This window comes from Pollutimonas harenae, from assembly GCF_004153685.1.
GTDB lineage: Bacteria > Pseudomonadota > Gammaproteobacteria > Burkholderiales > Burkholderiaceae_B > Pusillimonas_C > Pusillimonas_C harenae.
The window spans coordinates 1,173,707-1,189,235 of sequence record NZ_SDQD01000002.1; the positions used below are offsets into that span (position 1 = coordinate 1,173,707).

Consider the following 15,529-nt stretch of genomic DNA (forward strand, 5'->3'; position numbering starts at 1 on the left):
CTTACCTTGGCAACTCATCAGGCTTATATACTATTCTTAAGCCCTTCAATACCAAGAAGGACCATACATCGAATCAAAAGGAGTACGTATATGATGCATACTCGCTCAACCATTCTAAGCCGCCAGCTATTGGCCGCCTGCGCGCTCGGCGCTTGCCTGGCCACTCCTGCAGTGTTTGCGGCCAGCAGTACCCCGGCAGACATCGAATCCCGCTATAAGCTGGACGTGCAACGCTGCAATAGTGGCCAGACCAATCAGGATAAAGCCACCTGCCTGCAAGAAGCTGGTGCTGCACGCGCTGAAGCCAAGCGCAAACGGCTGCTAAACAGCAGTCCATCTTACGATAAAAACCAGACTCAACGCTGCAATGGCTTGCCAGCCGGCGAACGCGAAGATTGCTTGCTACAAATGTCTGGGCAAAATACGGCAACCCAATCCACTACTACCCAGGGTAGCGTGGGTGGTGGAGGCATATTGCGTGAAACAACCATCACAATGCCTGGTTCGCCCACTACGTCCCCCTCACCTACCGCACCGGCCACAACAACCATGCCAGCCATACCGGCTCCAGGCACTAACGTTACCCCGATGCCAGGCAGCGCCCAGTAAACTGACAACGCAAGGCAAGAGCTTAGTCCTGCTCTTGCCGAGTCAGCCGAGCGCCAATGCGTGGTCCGGGAAACACCACGGTAATGCGCGTGCCTGCAAACTCTGGTCGGCTGACCAGACTCCACCAAGCGCCATGGGCACGCGCAATTTCCCGAACAATCGCCAGGCCCAGGCCTGAACCACCCTCATTCGCACGGGGTGATCGATAAAATGCCTCGAATACACGTTCAGCATCATTCGGATCAATGCCCGGACCGTTATCCTCAACCGCCAGTGAAGGAGGGTTGGTGGTCACACGCAGTTTGATGGTGGTAGCACCAACGCCATAACGCAAGGCATTATCGATCAAATTGCTCAATAACTCCTCGAGCAATAATGTGTCCACATCGACCCAAACCGGATCGTCCGGGGCAATCAATTCCAGCTCAACATGCTTCGCACGAGCGGCCGGTATCCACTCAGCACCACTGACTCTGACCCATTCACACAGGTCCATGCGGACAAAGCTATCTTGCGGCCGCCGGGTGCTTGGATCTGCCTTGGCCAGCACCAGTAATTGCTGTCCTAATCTGATCATGCGGTCACTGACCGACTTGATGCGTTCCGCCCGCTCGCGCACATCGTCTGGCAAGCTGCGCGTGAGCATCAGCTCAGATTCCAGTTTCAGTCCAGTCAGGGGCGTACGCAGTTGATGCGCCGCATGGCCTATGAAGCGCTTTTGCGCCTGCATGGAGTCATCGAGTCGCAACAATAAATCGTTGAAATGCGTAACCAATGGCGCCACTTCGGTGGGTAGGCCCGCCACATCCAGCGGCTGGAGATCATCCACCGAACGCTGGCTGATTTCCAGAGAAAGCCGGTTAATGGAAGCCAGGCCAGAACGTACGCCCGAGATCAGCACCCAGGCAAAAATGGAAACCAGGACTATCTGACTGAAAATCATGGTCCAGAAAATATCGCGCAGCAGCCATGCATCAAAATTGATTTTGCGCGTCATGACCCAGGTCGCCCCAAGGTCGAGAACCACGAGCACAATAACGGCCGGAAAGAGGCGCAGGACCAGATGACGCGCCAGCGAACCTCGCGGCGGAAAAGCCGCAAGCAACTTATCCAGCACTTTCCACATCGAGCAAATAACCGAAACCGCGTACGGTTTGGATGCCCGCCCCCGTGCCTTCCAGACGCTTGCGCAAACGATAGACATAGACTTCGACTGCGTTCTCGCTGAAATCGGCATCCCAGGCTGAGAGGGAGTTGACGATTTGCCGTTTGGTTACTACACGGCCAGCACGCGCCATGAGCATTTCAAGAACTGAAATTTCCCGAACCGACAGCGATAGTCTTTCGCCATTGACCCGAACCTCACGTCCCACGGTATCGAATTGCAGGGGGCCAGCCTCGATATAGGGCTGCGCCTGCCCGGCGCGGCGGCGGCCAAAGGCGCGCACGCGCGCAGCCAATTCAGTCAGGTCGAAAGGTTTCGTGACGTAGTCATCGGCACCTGCATCCAGACCCGCCACGCGGTCTTCGACACCATCACGGGCGGTAAGGATAAGGACGGGGACTTGTTCGCCTGCCGCGCGCAACTTTGCCAGGATATCTAACCCGCTTAGCCCAGGCAGATTCAAATCGAGCAGCAGCAAATCATAACTTTGACCTGCCACCGCTCCCAGCACCTGATCGCCATCAGCCAGCCAATCGACAGCATAGCCTTGTTCAACCAGAAATTCCTGCAGGGCGTGGCCCAGCGTTGTGTCGTCTTCGATAACTAGAACTCGCATTCTGCGATTCTATATCGAAGTGCCATGAGCGGGGCCAGTTTAAGGTATTTTGCCTTGTCGCCGTTACAACCCTGACAGGCGGCTTAGTGTAGCCAAGGCCGGTGGGCGGCCCCAAGCGTAGGCAGATCAGGATTTGGCCTGTGGCTGCACCTGATCCGTGCCAGTAGCCCCACCCGCTGCGGCGGGGGCCGCAGCGCCCGCCGCCTCTTGGGTTGCCTGCGTATCGGCACCTGGCCGAGTAATGAAGCCCAGACGTTTCAGGCCAGCCTGCCGGGCACTGCTCATGATTTGCGCCAATATTTCGTAGCGCGTGTTCAGGTCGGCGCGTATGCGTAGATCGGGCTGAGGATCGAGCACAGCTTCGGCTGCGAATCGCTCTTTGAGCTGATCCATGCTGATCGGCTGCTCGTTCCAGAACAGCATGCCACCGGCATCAACCGCAAGGTCGACGATCTTGGGCTCCTGCTCGACCGGCTGCGCCGTAGCTTGTGGAATATTGATCTTGATGGAATGGCTGAGCAAAGGCGCTGTGATGATGAATATCACCAGCAAGACGAGCATTACGTCAATAAGAGGCACCATATTGATCTCGGAGACCGTATGGCTGCGTCCACTACCATTATCGAAGCTGCCGAACGCCATTTACTCACCTTTGGATGTGGCAATCGTTACACGGCGTGCCTTGCCGGACGATTCATGTACCTGCTGACCCGTGGACAGGAAGGTAAAGAGGTCATGCGCAAAAGCATCCAGGCGCGCCAGGTATACGCGATTTCCACGCACAAAACCGTTATAGGCCAGGACTGCGGGGATCGCAACGGCCAGACCCAGCCCCGTCATGATGAGCGCTTCACCCACAGGGCCTGCAATCCGATTAACCGTCACACCGTCAGAAAGCCCAATCCCGATCAAGGCATGATATACACCCCATACGGTACCAAACAAGCCCACAAAAGGCGCGGTGGAGCCAATCGAAGCCAGAACAGTAAGGCCATTTTCCAGCCTGGCGGTTTCTTCGTCTATGACTTTGCGTATCGTACGGGTGATAAAAGCGCTGGTCGATCCCTTCTCTTCGAGCTTCAGGGCACCATACTTGGCATGATGGTTACGGGCATGGATGGCATGACTGGCCAGATGGGCAAAAGGCTCACTCGCACCATGCGTGGCGATTTCATTCTCGACCTGCTCCAGAGAACTGGCGGCCCAGAATTCACGCAGGAATTTGTTCGACCGGAGCTGAACACGCATATTCATGAATGATTTCACGCAGATCAGATACCAACTGACCACAGACATAAGCACCAAGATACCGAATAGTGTCTTTCCTACGATATCACTCTGGGAAATAAAGTGCAGCATGCCACCTTGCGCAACATCGGCGGCTGTAGTGCCTGCGCCTGCCACGGCGGGTGCCGCAGAAACGGCCAGCCCGGCAGCTTCTGTTGCGCCCGACTGTACGGCGGGCGCTGCCTCACTTAATTGTGCAAGTACATGCATCGCGCTGTTTGCTAGATCGAACATTATTCTTTAAATCCTATAAAACAAAATCGAATGGAATATCGGCCATGGCCTTATAGGCAATGCCGTTTTCCGTGTAGGGCTTAAAACGGGCCGAGCGCGCGGCTTTCAAGGCTGCTTCGTCCAGTCGTGAATAGCCGGATGAGGACCGCACGGATGCGCTGACCACCCCGCCCTGCGCCGAGATCACGACACGAACAACAACTCTTCCCTGCTCCCCGCGCCGCTGTGAAGCTCGCGGATATACGGGCATGGGTCGCTTACCCAGGTAATCCACCTTGCCCACCATACGTGGCCGGTTAGGATCCACAGGTTTGGATGGCGCCTTCGGAACAGCAACCTCGGCGGCCTTGCCTGATGGCGGAGCCGCTTTAGGCACAGGTGGCGGGGCCGGCTTCACCACTGGCTTGGGTTTGGGTTTGGGTTTGGGTTTGGGTTTAGGCTTTGGCTTTGGCTTTGGCTTGGGCTTAGGCGGTGGAGGTGGCGGCTCGGGCTTGACCTCTTCCACAATCGCGTCAGGCTCCGGCTCCGGTTCGGGGATGATCTCGGGTTCTGGAGGAGGATATGGTATTTCTTCCGGCGGCGGAATTTCAGCCTCGACAGGCTCTGGTTCTGGTTCAGGTTCCGGAGGTTCAGGAACAATATCCGGCGCGGGAGGCGGATAAGGTATTTCTTCCGGTGGTGGAATCTCTGCCTCGACCGGCTCTTCCGGCTGCTCGATGTTCGCTGCGGTATCCACAACCTCATCGGCTATTTCTACAAAACGTACTTCCACTGCCTCGGGCAACTCAAACTCGGGTTTGGCTGGCTTGGACGACACAATTGCGGCAAGCACCGCCAGATGAAAGCCGACAACAAGGACAGCCCCCGACACTCTGACAAGTACGGACGGAGACTTGGTTTGAACACGAAAACGCGACATGTATCCAGCAATAGAAAAGGTTGAACAGCGCCGGTTTCGTGGCCTAACGACTGCTACTTACTCAAGATCAGGATATTAACAATAATGCGAATTGTTCGCAATAAAATATCTGGATCAGATTGACCTTTTGCCGTTACACATCGCGCGGGGACGCATATGATTTATTGGACTTGTATATTGGCCGACTGCGCAATGCGTTTCATCAAGGGCAGCTCTTTTTTTACCATTTCCTGAAGCTGATCACCCGATGCATAGCCTGGTGTCAGACCCATGCTGAGCAACTTGTCACGTGTCTCGGGCTCCGAAACGATTTCACGAAAGCTGTCATCCAGAGTTTGCCGAATGTCATCTGGCAAGCCAGCTGGCGCCACAACAGCAAACCATGACATGATTTCAAAGCCAGGAGACCCCATTTCCGCAACGGTGGGCACATCGGGCAGCAAGGCTGAACGCTCTGCAGAAAGCAAAGCGATGGGGTGCAGCGTACCGGCGCGGATATGCGGTAGCGACGCAACAATGGTATCAACCGCCAAGGGCATTTGATTACCAATCAACGCAGTTAAATTCTGCGAACTGCCGTTAAACGGAATATGCATGATTTTGGCGCCTTTGGCATCTTTAAGCATTTCGCCGGCAAAGTGCGCGGTTGAGCCAACACCAAATGAACCATATGACAATGCTTGAGGGTTCGCTTTAGCAGTTTGAACCACCTCTTCCAGGCTTTTTTCCTGGGTTTGGCTATTTCCCAATAGCAACAGGTCCATAAATGCCACGTGACTAATAAAGGCGTAGCTCTGTAGTGGATCGTATGGAAGCTGGCTGCGAATCGCCGGATTCAACGTCAAGCCCGAACTGCCCGACAGGAAGAGCGTGTATCCGTCAGGTGCCGACTTTGCAACGTGGGCTGCAGCAACCACCGTACCGGCGCCCGGCTTGTTTTCGATGATCACTGGCTGCCCAAGCTTGTCGCTCAAGCGCTGCCCCAGGTATCGGCCTAACTGATCGGTAGCACCGCCCGCTGAAAAAGGCACGATCATTGTGATGGGCTTGGCCGGATAGCCAGCGGCCAAAACCGTATTGGCCGACAGCAGCAAAGCAAGGCTCGCGCCGATAAGCCGGCTTAATAATATAGTTTTCCGCATTATTTTACGTCTCCTTTTGTTTTGACTTCATGTGTAAACTGCTACGAATGACGGCTAGTCTGTACCCCTACGGGCCAGATCGTAAGCATGCCCCAGTTGCATGACCGCCAGTTCAGCACCTGGGCGCGCAATAATCTGAATGCCCGCCCCTCGGCCACTTTCGGGAGCACCAACAGGTACACTCAAGGCCGGCCCTCCCGCCATCGACGCTGGTATCACCACCTCCATCCATCGGTGATAGGTATCCATTTTTCGCCCTTCAATCTCCGAGGGCCAATGCAGTGCAGCGTCAAAGGGAAAAACCTGTGCCGACGGCACCAGAAGGTAGTCGTAATGGGTGAACACTTCATCCAGCAAGGCTAGCCAATGACTACGGATACGCTTGGCAGCCTCAAGCTGATCAGCCTCCAAACGCTTCCCTCGCATGAACTCCCATTGCGCCTCGGGTTTGATCAGGGCAAAGTGCTTCTCGACACCCAGCGCTTCGCTATTGGCGCGATAGAAAAGGTGGCTGCGCAGATCGATCCACGCCTGCCATAAGGCGCTATAGTCGAATTGCGGCACGTAAGGCTCCACCACACAGCCGGTAGCGCTGAACAACGACAAAACAGCCTCACACGCCTCGAGCACGCCAGCTTCAAATGCCAAATGTCCATTCAGGTCACCCAGCCAAGCAATACGTGTGCCTTGAAAATCACGCTGCAGCGGATCGGTGAATGCCGCCGCTTGTGCTGTACGGCTGAAAGGCAGTTTTTCAGGGAAATCAGCCATCACAGACAAGAGCAAGGCCAGGTCCGGAATCGACCTTGCCATGGGCCCTCCCACTGACAAGGCCGGCGTGACCGATGCATCTTGCACGCCATTGGGTATTAACCCAGGAGTCGTCCGGAGACCATAAACGCCATTGAAGGCGGCGGGCGTACGCAAAGATCCCATCATGTCACTGCCGTCAGCAAAGGGCAGCATCTGTCTCGACACGGCCACAGCGGCCCCACCACTGCTTCCTCCTGCTGACAATGCCGGATCGTGGGCATTGCCAGTAACCCCGTAAACAGGATTGTAGGTATGACCACCCAGACCAAACTCTGGCGTGTTGGAGCGACCAACAAACAACGCACCCGCACGTCGCATTCGGACAACAACGTCCGCATCAGTATCTGGAATATTATCTTTGAACACCAGTGATCCACGCGTACTGGCCATGCCAGCTACGGGCTGCAGATCTTTGGGTGCCATGGGAAAGCCGTGCAATAGACTGTATGCATCGCCATGCCCAAGTGCGCGGTCTTTCTCGCCCGCTTCACTCAGCAGCTGCGAGGCATCACGCATGGCCACCAAGGCATTATGCTGTGGATTACAAAAGGCAATACGATCCAGGTACGCTTGCATGACCTCTACACAAGACAGTTCACGCTTGTGGAGCGCGGCCATCAATGCCACGGCACTCAAGTCAATTACGTCGGTGTGAAGCATTTTCAAAATAATCCCTGTTGTTATCGGTTCGAGCTTAAGGTTTAATCATCGTTTCGACCATCTCAATTTAATTTAATAACTGTTGACTTTTTATTGACTGTTATTCAGATCCGATCAAATGGATAAACCGGACTTTCTTCAAAACACGGCTCTGCGTTACTTTCTTGAGGTCGTCCGGCGAGGCTCCATCACCCACGCGGCCAAACATTTACATGTCACGGTCTCAGCCGTCAGCCGACAGATCCTGACTCTGGAAGAAACACTGGGAACGTCCTTGTTTGATCGTCTGCCGCGCGGCATGCGGCCAAGTCTGGCTGGCAATCTGCTTGCCTCGTACGCACGCCGTGTATTCCTGGACGCAGAAGAAGTCATCTCGGCAATTGATGCTGCTCGCGGCATACATTGCGGTCACATCCGAATAGCCTGCACAAGCGGCTTTGCCATCGACTTGCTGCCAGCAACGATTGCTGAATTCCGTTCCGCAAACCCAGGCATCACCTTTGCGCTTCAAGTAGAAAAACCTGCCGATATCGGTCAACGCTTGCTAACTGGTGAGGTTGATATCGGATTGACCTACAGTCGCGCTGCACAAAAAGGTATACACATTAACCACACCCAGGCCGGAAGCGTTATTGTCGTGATGCAGCCCGATCATGAACTTGCAAATAGAAAATCACTTACGCTAAAACAAATACATGGGCAACAAATCGCACTGCCCGGGCCTGACAATACGGTACGTCAGTTATTTGATATTGCCAGCAGCAGTCGCCAGCTTGTGTTCGAACCGGTACTGGAGTGCAATGAGTTTGAAACTCTGCTCAACTTCGTGCAGTACGGAGGTGGGCTGACCATAGCCGGTACAACTTCCGTCATTCATAGGCAGCTTAGACATCCGCTGCACTACGTGCCCTTGAATGAACCGGCTGCCAATGCCCGAAGCATTCAAATCCAGACACTTACCGGGCGAGTGTTATCTGCACCCATGCTGGCATTTATTCAAGCGCTTAAAAGCCGGCTGAAAAAAGCATGAAGAAAATCCGGCAGCGGGCAGGCAACAAAAAAGGCACTTAAATTACTTTAAGTGCCTGATTTTATTTGCAGTGTAGTGGTGGGTGCTGACGGGTTCGAACCGCCGACCTACGCCTTGTAAGGGCGCCGCTCTACCAGCTGAGCTAAGCACCCTTTTTTTGCATTACATGACTAAACCATGTTTTGCGGTTTTTCTTAAAACCGCACACTGCAAATTTCGGGTTGCACTTGCTGCAAAACGCGAGAAAAAGATTATATAAGATCGCGTATTGCAATGCAAACCGGCAGCCTTAATTGACGGCGTCTTTCAGTGCTTTGCCAGGACGGAACTTGGGTACCTTGGCTTTTTTGATTTTGATGGCTTCGCCAGTGCGGGGGTTACGGCCAGTACGAGCAGCGCGCTCGGAAACGGCAAATGTGCCAAAACCGACCAGCGTAACTGTGCCCTTCTTTTTTAGCGTGGTTTTGACGGCGCCAATGAATGCTTCAAGGGCACGGCCTGCGTCGGCCTTCGACAAATCTGCTTTAGTGGAAATGTGTTCGATAAGCTCGGTTTTGTTCATTAAGGTTTACCCCTAAAAATTATTTTAGCCAAGCCCGCTCTGGAGCCAACTTGGCGCTTGATTGAAAAATACTTAAGGATGCAATTCGTACTACTCACAAAAGATCCTGTGAGCACAACCAGCTTGCTTTATTGCGGCAAAGCACTCTTGGATGGCTACCGCGTATTAAGCCTTCGAATAGAACAGCTGTCAAGCAAAAAAGCTCTCAAAACCCGCATCTTTACTGACTTTTTGTTCTTGTACCGCAACAACATCGCGTTTTTTTGCGGACGAGATGATGGCTGCCCGGACGAAATTGTCCACGCTGCTGGCAGCTATGAGCTTTCGCCCGCCCTTTTTACGCCAACGCCTGCTGAAAGTCACCGAGCAAATCCTGTATATCCTCAATACCAATTGATACACGGAGGAAGTTGTCGGAAATTCCCATCAACGCGCGGGTTTCAGGGCCCATCTCGTAGTAAATGGTGTGAGCCATGGGCAGCACCAGGCTGCGGTTATCGCCCAGATGAGTTGCCAGCGCCAACACTTTCAAACGATTCAGGAAATCGAAAAGATCAACATCGTCGACCAATTCAATACCCATCAGACCGCCATACAGGCCGCCAAAGAGTTGGGTAGCGCGCTGATGCTGAGGGTGATCAGGCAAACCCGGATAATGTATTTTTGCCACCCGAGGATGCTGGCTCAAGGCTTGCGCCAGAGCCAAGGCATTGGCGCAAATTTTATTCATGCGCAAGGACAAGGTCTCGGCCCCGACTGCAAGGCGGTGCGCAGCTTCAGAGGCCAGCGTACCTCCCATGTCGCGCAGGCCCTTTTTCTTGATTTGAGTTAATCCCCAGGACGTGGACTTAGCCGTGCGATAAGGTTCCGCAATATTCGGATAGTCGGACCAGTCATACAGTCCGGTATCGGTGACAGCTCCACCGAGCGCATTGCCATGTCCGCCGATGTGCTTGGACAGAGAGTTCACTACCAGCGACGCCCCCACCGCTTTGCCCTGGCAGAGCAGCGGAGTGACCAAGGTGTTGTCCACCACATAGACCACACCTTTGCTCTTGCACCATTCACCTATGGCCGCCAGATCGGGGATTTGTGTACCCGGATTGGCTAATGCCTCGACAAATACCATCCGGGTTTCTGGACGCCAGGCCTGCTCGACGTTACGTACATCGGTGGCATCTACCAATGTAAGCTCCACACCCAGGCCTGCAAGCGTACCCAACAAACTATTGGTATTACCGAAAATATGCTTGCTGCTGATCAGATGATCACCTGCTTTCAACAAGGTGAAAAAGGTAGCTGCCAGCGCCGCCATACCCGTTGCAAAGCTGACCGTACCGGCGCCGTCTTCCATCTGAGTGATTTTTGACTCCAGGGCAGTCGTCGTGGGCGTACCCTGGCGAGCGTAGGTGAAACCGGCCTTACCCTGAAATACCGCCGCCAACTCACGGGCGTCGGCAAACGCATATTCGGATGAGGGGTGCATAGGCTTGTGGATAGCGCCGTGCTCGACCGAAGCGCGTCGGTCAGAATGAACAATCGTAGTGGTAAAGCCGTTCTTAGCCATGGTTCGGAAGATCGATAAAGTTAAGGATGATGGGCGCTCAAGCTGTAGTACGCTGGCGCACGGTCTCGTAAAGGCAAACCGCACTCGCCACACTGACATTCAGGCTTTCCACCGAACCCAGCATGGGAATTGTTACCAGCTCATCGCAGGTTTCACGCGTGAGCCGTCGCATGCCTTCTCCCTCGGCTCCCATGACCCACGCCATAGCCCGGCGGGAATCCACCTGATGCAAGCTGCCGGTAGCCTGGTCGTCCGTACCCACCAGCCAGACATCGCGCGACTTCAGTTGTCGCATCGTACGGGCCAGATTGGTGACCATAATATAAGGAACGGTTTCAGCCGCACCGCATGCCACCCGCTGGACGGTACTGTTCAGCCCTACAGATCGATCGCGAGGTGCGATGACGGCATGCACGCCCGCTGCATCAGCCGTCCGCAGGCAGGCACCCAAATTATGCGGATCGGTCACACCGTCCAGAATCAGCAGCAAGGCGGGTTCGGATTTATCTTCAAGCAGATCAAGCACCTCGTCGACATCAGCGGCCATTTCGCGTGCCTCCGCCAAAGCCACCACACCTTGGTGACGCGTGCCTCGCGCCAAGCCATCGAGCCGCTCGGCAGGAACCGGACGGACCCGGATATTGGCAGCCTGAGCCTGCTCGACGAATACCTGCATGCGCTTATCACGGCGGGATGCTTCGACATAAAGTTCTTTAATAGAGTCTGGCGCGTGACGCAAGCGAGCAATGACCGCATGAAAGCCGGCCAAAACCTGATGAGAAGACATTGTTTTCCTTTGAAGTATGTCTGCCCCAGGCAGGGCATGCCGTCTTTTTTGGAGACGGCGCAGCCTTGGGGGCTGAAGCAGTTCAGCTCTTATTTTATCGCGCTGGAAAACGCATACTGGTAACGCGGGTCGAATAGAGGCCTTTTTTAACGGCCTCGACCGGTTTTACCTGTTTGACCTGTTTTGCCGGCCCGACTTGTTTTACTCGCTCCAGCCGCCTTGGCACTGCGTTTGGCGGATGCCCTGCGCTGTTGTGACGTGGTGCCCTTTAGTGCGGCGGGTTTGGCCGGGGCCGCCTTCTTGACCCGCCTGCCACTAGTCGCTTCAGGTTCTTTGGACGCCTTCAAGGCTTTGAAACCCGTGCCCTTGACCAGGCGAAACTCAATGCGCCTGGCTTCCAGATCAACACGTGATACCTGTACCTGGACCGCGTCAGTCAGGCGATAACGTATTCCGGTGCGCTCGCCACGCAGTTCATTCATGGCTTCGTTGTACTGGAAGTAATCGGACCCAAGCTCGGACACGTGCACCATACCTTCTACAAATAAGGTGTCGAGGGTTATAAATATACCGAAGCTGGCTACGCCTGTGACCCGGCCACTGAAAACTTCGCCGACGTGCTCTTTGACAAACCAGCACTTGAGCCATGCTTCAACATCGCGCGAGGCATCGTCGGCACGGCGCTCGCGTGCCGACAAAATCAGCCCGAGCTTTTCCCACAAAGCGTGTTCGCGCTCGCCCTTGGGTAAGGCGACCGCAGCGGCGACATCGTCGAGCTCTGGAATATAGCGCTTGCCTTTCAATACGCCCTTGATTACCCGATGAGTCAGCAAATCGGGATAGCGACGTATGGGCGAAGTGAAATGCGCGTAGTTATCGTAGGACAAACCAAAATGGCCCACTTGCTCGGGGCTGTAGATGGCTTGCTGCAAGGAGCGCAAGCACATGGTTTGTATGATTTCAAAATCGGGACGTGCCCGTGCTGCCTTGATCAGGCGAGCATAGTCGGAAGTGGATGGGTCATCCCCACCTTCGAGCGTCAGACCCAGGTTGCGCAAATAATCGCGCAGCGACTGTAGTTTTTCAGGTGTGGGGCCTTCGTGCACTCGATAAAGCCCCACACGCTTATTACGTTTCATGAATTCGGCGGCACAAGTATTGGCCGCCAGCATGCATTCTTCAATCAGCTTATGTGCATCGTTGCGGGTATAAGCTTCTATGCGTTCTATTTTGCCTAGAGGATTGGAAACGATACGAGTCTCGACCGTATCAAAATCAATGGCACCGCGTTTGACTCGCGCCTGCGCAAATAATTGATATAACTCGTATAGACTCTGTATATGAGGCAATACCGGCCGCATGGCCTGCCCTGCCGGGCCACCCGGCTGCTGCAATGCTGCCCAGACATCGGTATAAGTAGTACGGGCATGCGAGTGAATGACGGCCTCATAAAACTGATAGGCGGTAATACTGCCTGCCTTGGTGCCACTGGCAGCCACCACCATATCGCAAACCAATACCAGCCGGTCCGCGTCGGGGTTCAGCGAACAAATGCCGTTGGACAGGGACTCGGGCAACATGGGAATGACACGGCGCGGAAAATATACACTGGTACCACGGTCGAAGGCATCGTCATCCAGGCCATCGCCAGGCCGCACATAATGGCTGACATCTGCAATGGCAACCAGCAACCGCCATCCTGGCCTCTTGCGTTTCTCGGTCCCCAGATCAACAGGTGTGCAAAATACGGCATCATCAAAGTCACGCGCGTCTTCGCCATCGATGGTAATGAAGGGCACATCGCGCAAATCGACTCGGCCTTTGAGTTCAGCCGGTTTAACGGTAGGCGGAATCCTGCTGGCCTGCTGTAGCGCCGCCTCGGAAAATTCATGCGGGACATCGAACTTGCGTACGGCAATTTCAATTTCCATGCCCGGATCATCGATTTCGCCCAGCACTTCGATGACGCGGCCCAGTGGCTGCGTATGGCGTGTAGGTTGTTGCAGGATTTCGATCGACACCACCTGACCATGCTCGGCCCCGCCTGTATCGGACGAAGCAACAATGATGTCGTGCTTGATGCGTTGATCTTCGGGTGCAACGATAAATGCGCCACGCTCTTTCAGAAAGCGCCCGACCAGCTTGTTGGTGTGCCGCTCAAGCACTTCAACAATAACGGCCTCGGGCTTGCCGCGGTATTCTCCGTCGGGCTTGGCCAGCACACGGTCGCCATGTAGCACTTTGAGCATCTCGCGCGGCGACAGGAACAGATCAGGCCCGCCATCGTCACGCAACAGAAAACCAAAGCCATCGCGGTGGCCCTGCACTTTTCCGGCAATGAAATCGAGCTTGGTGTTCAGGAGCAATTGCCCCTGCGCATTGAAAAAGGCCTGGCCATCGCGCTCCATGGCCTTCAGGCGCCGATCGAATCCTATCGATTCGGGCGAAATGCCCAGCACTTTAGCCAAGGCCTCGGGTGTAATGGGCGCCGGATTGGCGCGCAAGTACTGCAAAATGACTTCGCGGCTGGGCACTTCTGGATCGAAATCCGGTGGCAACGCATGCCTGGAGTCAGTTTCGTTGTTATTTGTGTCTTTTTTAGATCGTTTGATCAAAGGTGATTTCCATTTATTTAAAATTTCCGTTATACTTTGCGCCTCTTAAAGATGTTGTGCAAAACGCAAGACGCAGAAATACGGTAAAGCGCTAGCATACACTTTATGCCCAGGTGGCGGAATTGGTAGACGCGCATGGTTCAGGTCCATGTGCCGCAAGGTGTGGAGGTTCGAGTCCTCTCCTGGGCACCATCTATATTAAGGCAGAAACCCCATTAATCTTTGATTTGTGGGGTTTTTTGTTGTGCAGCCCGCCCTGAAGGCAAGGACACGCGTGGCATAATCACCACGTCCCCTTCCACCATTAGGCTCCCCATGAAGCGTAACTTCAGCTTTCATGACCTGCGAATTTTCCACACTGTCATTAGTGAAGGCGGCACACGTCAGGCATCACGCAGCCTGCACTTGTCACAGCCCGCCATCATTAAAGCTGTGCAAGCCACAGGAACGACTGATGGCGACGCCATAATGGATTGGCTGCGGAACAACACAATTCAGGACTTTTTCCTACAGGAAGGTAAATTACGTCAGTAAGCTGGTCAACAAGTAAACGATTCAAGCAGTGAGCGCATGCCGCATGGTTATGTGCTCAATGCCAGCATCCATATACACAGCACCTTCAGGCACAAAACCATGACGGATGTAAAAATCCTGCGCATGCAGTTGTGCCGACAAGACCACTTCCATGCATTGCCTGCCGCGCGCTTGGTCAACAAGCGTACGCAGCAGCATGGAACCCACACCTAAGCTGCGGCAATCGGCCCGCACTGCCATTCGACCTATATGGCCATCAGGCAACAAGCGACCCGTTCCTATAGGCCTGCCATGCTCGTCGTAGGCCACTGCGTGCAGGCTGCGCTGATCGTTGTCATCCATTTCGAGCTCGATCGGAACATTCTGCTCTTGCACAAACACGGTATGACGTATCGCAGCCGCATCGGCCTTGCAGGCACTCCAGTCACCTACAACGATGTTGATATTCTTGTTCACGTATAGACTCCGGTAGATCTGAGCCGGCGGCATACCCAAAACACATTGCCTGCTGCCTCGCACAGCTCTATAGAATTGGTTCAGCCAGCCAGTTTCAGGCCGACAATGCCCAGCACAATAAAACCGACGCTGACTAAACGAGGAATACTGAACGACTCATCCAACATGACAATGCCCAATATAACCGTGCCCACGGCTCCTACGCCTACCCATACAGCATAAGCCGAACCCACAGGCAGCTGCTTCATGGCCATGCCCAGCATACCCATGCTGATCACCATGGACACAATCGTCCCTACAGATGGCCATAAGCGAGTAAAACCTTCGGTGTACTTCAGACCAATGGCCCAACCCACTTCAAACAAACCAGCAATGATCAATACCAGCCAGGACATGGATGACGACATAATGCATACTCCGGAAAGGGGTCGTCCCCTGGAATGAGTGCACCCCGAGCGCTCGAAGCGGCAAGGTCGTCCTTGCTGTTAACAAGGAAGCCATTTTACTATCACCACCAGCATCACCATAACCAG

The 15,529-nt window shown here is 54.3% G+C and carries 16 protein-coding genes and 2 tRNA genes; 4 read left to right on the top strand and 14 right to left on the bottom strand.

Annotated features, from left to right (window positions below):
• Positions 1-90: 90 nt before the first annotated feature.
• Entirely contained in the window at positions 91-609 is a 519-nt protein-coding gene (locus tag ERD84_RS12375; RefSeq protein ID WP_130039903.1) for a hypothetical protein, read from the top strand.
• A 22-nt stretch (positions 610-631) separates the two neighbouring features.
• On the opposite strand, the gene ERD84_RS12380 is transcribed toward ERD84_RS12375, so the two are convergent.
• The 7 genes from ERD84_RS12380 to ERD84_RS12410 form a co-directional block, all read right to left on the bottom strand.
• Positions 632-1,735, bottom strand: coding sequence for a sensor histidine kinase (locus ERD84_RS12380; RefSeq protein WP_130039904.1), 1,104 nt, complete (start codon positions 1,733-1,735; stop codon positions 632-634).
• Complete coding sequence (locus ERD84_RS12385) at positions 1,716-2,390, bottom strand: response regulator transcription factor (RefSeq protein WP_130039905.1); 675 nt, start codon at positions 2,388-2,390, stop codon at positions 1,716-1,718. The genes ERD84_RS12380 and ERD84_RS12385 overlap by 20 nt, the downstream gene beginning before the upstream one ends.
• A gap of 126 nt (positions 2,391-2,516) precedes the next feature.
• Entirely contained in the window at positions 2,517-3,032 is a 516-nt protein-coding gene (locus tag ERD84_RS12390; protein WP_130039906.1) for an ExbD/TolR family protein, read from the bottom strand.
• Positions 3,033-3,911: a MotA/TolQ/ExbB proton channel family protein gene (locus tag ERD84_RS12395; RefSeq protein WP_130039907.1), complete on the bottom strand. Its 879-nt coding sequence runs from the start codon at positions 3,909-3,911 to the stop codon at positions 3,033-3,035.
• Between the two features lie 13 nt (positions 3,912-3,924).
• Entirely contained in the window at positions 3,925-4,830 is a 906-nt protein-coding gene (locus tag ERD84_RS12400) for an energy transducer TonB (RefSeq protein WP_130039908.1), read from the bottom strand.
• Between the two features lie 161 nt (positions 4,831-4,991).
• The gene (locus ERD84_RS12405; protein WP_130039909.1) at positions 4,992-5,972 is read right to left on the bottom strand and encodes a Bug family tripartite tricarboxylate transporter substrate binding protein; all 981 of its coding nucleotides are present in this window, start codon (positions 5,970-5,972) and stop codon (positions 4,992-4,994) included.
• A 54-nt stretch (positions 5,973-6,026) separates the two neighbouring features.
• A complete protein-coding gene (locus tag ERD84_RS12410; protein WP_130039910.1) occupies positions 6,027-7,445 on the bottom strand; it encodes an amidase in 1,419 nt (472 codons plus the stop codon).
• Positions 7,446-7,563: 118 nt separating this feature from the next.
• Here ERD84_RS12410 and ERD84_RS12415 point away from each other — a divergent pair, with 118 nt between their 5' ends.
• Entirely contained in the window at positions 7,564-8,475 is a 912-nt protein-coding gene (locus tag ERD84_RS12415; protein WP_130039911.1) for a LysR family transcriptional regulator, read from the top strand.
• 76 nt (positions 8,476-8,551) lie between these two features.
• Here ERD84_RS12415 and ERD84_RS12420 read toward each other — a convergent pair.
• From ERD84_RS12420 to rnr, 5 genes are all read right to left on the bottom strand, one after another.
• Positions 8,552-8,627, bottom strand: a tRNA-Val gene (locus ERD84_RS12420).
• 137 nt (positions 8,628-8,764) lie between these two features.
• Positions 8,765-9,037, bottom strand: coding sequence for an HU family DNA-binding protein (locus ERD84_RS12425; RefSeq protein ID WP_013741687.1), 273 nt, complete (start codon positions 9,035-9,037; stop codon positions 8,765-8,767).
• Positions 9,038-9,374: 337 nt separating this feature from the next.
• Complete coding sequence (locus ERD84_RS12430) at positions 9,375-10,604, bottom strand: cystathionine gamma-synthase family protein (protein WP_130039912.1); 1,230 nt, start codon at positions 10,602-10,604, stop codon at positions 9,375-9,377.
• A gap of 37 nt (positions 10,605-10,641) precedes the next feature.
• Complete coding sequence (gene rlmB, locus ERD84_RS12435) at positions 10,642-11,391, bottom strand: 23S rRNA (guanosine(2251)-2'-O)-methyltransferase RlmB (protein ID WP_130039913.1); 750 nt, start codon at positions 11,389-11,391, stop codon at positions 10,642-10,644.
• A gap of 146 nt (positions 11,392-11,537) precedes the next feature.
• On the bottom strand, positions 11,538-14,006 hold the full coding sequence (gene rnr, locus ERD84_RS12440) for a ribonuclease R (RefSeq protein WP_130039914.1): 2,469 nt from the start codon (positions 14,004-14,006) through the stop codon (positions 11,538-11,540).
• Between the two features lie 107 nt (positions 14,007-14,113).
• Between rnr and ERD84_RS12445 the strand changes: the two genes are divergently transcribed.
• Both ERD84_RS12445 and ERD84_RS16060 read left to right on the top strand, forming a co-directional pair.
• Positions 14,114-14,198 (top strand) — tRNA-Leu (locus tag ERD84_RS12445).
• 123 nt (positions 14,199-14,321) lie between these two features.
• A complete protein-coding gene (locus tag ERD84_RS16060) occupies positions 14,322-14,540 on the top strand; it encodes a LysR family transcriptional regulator (protein WP_245150679.1) in 219 nt (72 codons plus the stop codon).
• 21 nt (positions 14,541-14,561) lie between these two features.
• Here ERD84_RS16060 and ERD84_RS12455 read toward each other — a convergent pair whose 3' ends face one another.
• Both ERD84_RS12455 and sugE read right to left on the bottom strand, forming a co-directional pair.
• Complete coding sequence (locus tag ERD84_RS12455; protein ID WP_245150680.1) at positions 14,562-14,996, bottom strand: GNAT family N-acetyltransferase; 435 nt, start codon at positions 14,994-14,996, stop codon at positions 14,562-14,564.
• Between the two features lie 80 nt (positions 14,997-15,076).
• Positions 15,077-15,391, bottom strand: a complete 315-nt coding sequence (sugE, locus tag ERD84_RS12460) for a quaternary ammonium compound efflux SMR transporter SugE (protein WP_130040056.1) — start codon at positions 15,389-15,391, stop codon at positions 15,077-15,079.
• Positions 15,392-15,529 lie beyond the last annotated feature (138 nt).

Coding starts and splice junctions, on each gene's coding strand:
- ERD84_RS12400 (WP_130039908.1), bottom strand. CDS start 4,830: ATGTCGCGTTTTCGTGTTCAAACCAAGTCTCCGTCCGTACTTGTCAGA.
- rlmB (WP_130039913.1), bottom strand. CDS start 11,391: ATGTCTTCTCATCAGGTTTTGGCCGGCTTTCATGCGGTCATTGCTCGC.
- ERD84_RS12380 (WP_130039904.1), bottom strand. CDS start 1,735: ATGTGGAAAGTGCTGGATAAGTTGCTTGCGGCTTTTCCGCCGCGAGGT.
- ERD84_RS12425 (WP_013741687.1), bottom strand. CDS start 9,037: ATGAACAAAACCGAGCTTATCGAACACATTTCCACTAAAGCAGATTTG.
- ERD84_RS12395 (WP_130039907.1), bottom strand. CDS start 3,911: ATGTTCGATCTAGCAAACAGCGCGATGCATGTACTTGCACAATTAAGT.
- sugE (WP_130040056.1), bottom strand. CDS start 15,391: ATGTCCTGGCTGGTATTGATCATTGCTGGTTTGTTTGAAGTGGGTTGG.
- ERD84_RS12390 (WP_130039906.1), bottom strand. CDS start 3,032: ATGGCGTTCGGCAGCTTCGATAATGGTAGTGGACGCAGCCATACGGTC.
- ERD84_RS12410 (WP_130039910.1), bottom strand. CDS start 7,445: ATGCTTCACACCGACGTAATTGACTTGAGTGCCGTGGCATTGATGGCC.
- ERD84_RS16060 (WP_245150679.1), top strand. CDS start 14,322: ATGAAGCGTAACTTCAGCTTTCATGACCTGCGAATTTTCCACACTGTC.
- ERD84_RS12415 (WP_130039911.1), top strand. CDS start 7,564: ATGGATAAACCGGACTTTCTTCAAAACACGGCTCTGCGTTACTTTCTT.
- ERD84_RS12375 (WP_130039903.1), top strand. CDS start 91: ATGATGCATACTCGCTCAACCATTCTAAGCCGCCAGCTATTGGCCGCC.
- ERD84_RS12405 (WP_130039909.1), bottom strand. CDS start 5,972: ATGCGGAAAACTATATTATTAAGCCGGCTTATCGGCGCGAGCCTTGCT.
- ERD84_RS12385 (WP_130039905.1), bottom strand. CDS start 2,390: ATGCGAGTTCTAGTTATCGAAGACGACACAACGCTGGGCCACGCCCTG.
- ERD84_RS12430 (WP_130039912.1), bottom strand. CDS start 10,604: ATGGCTAAGAACGGCTTTACCACTACGATTGTTCATTCTGACCGACGC.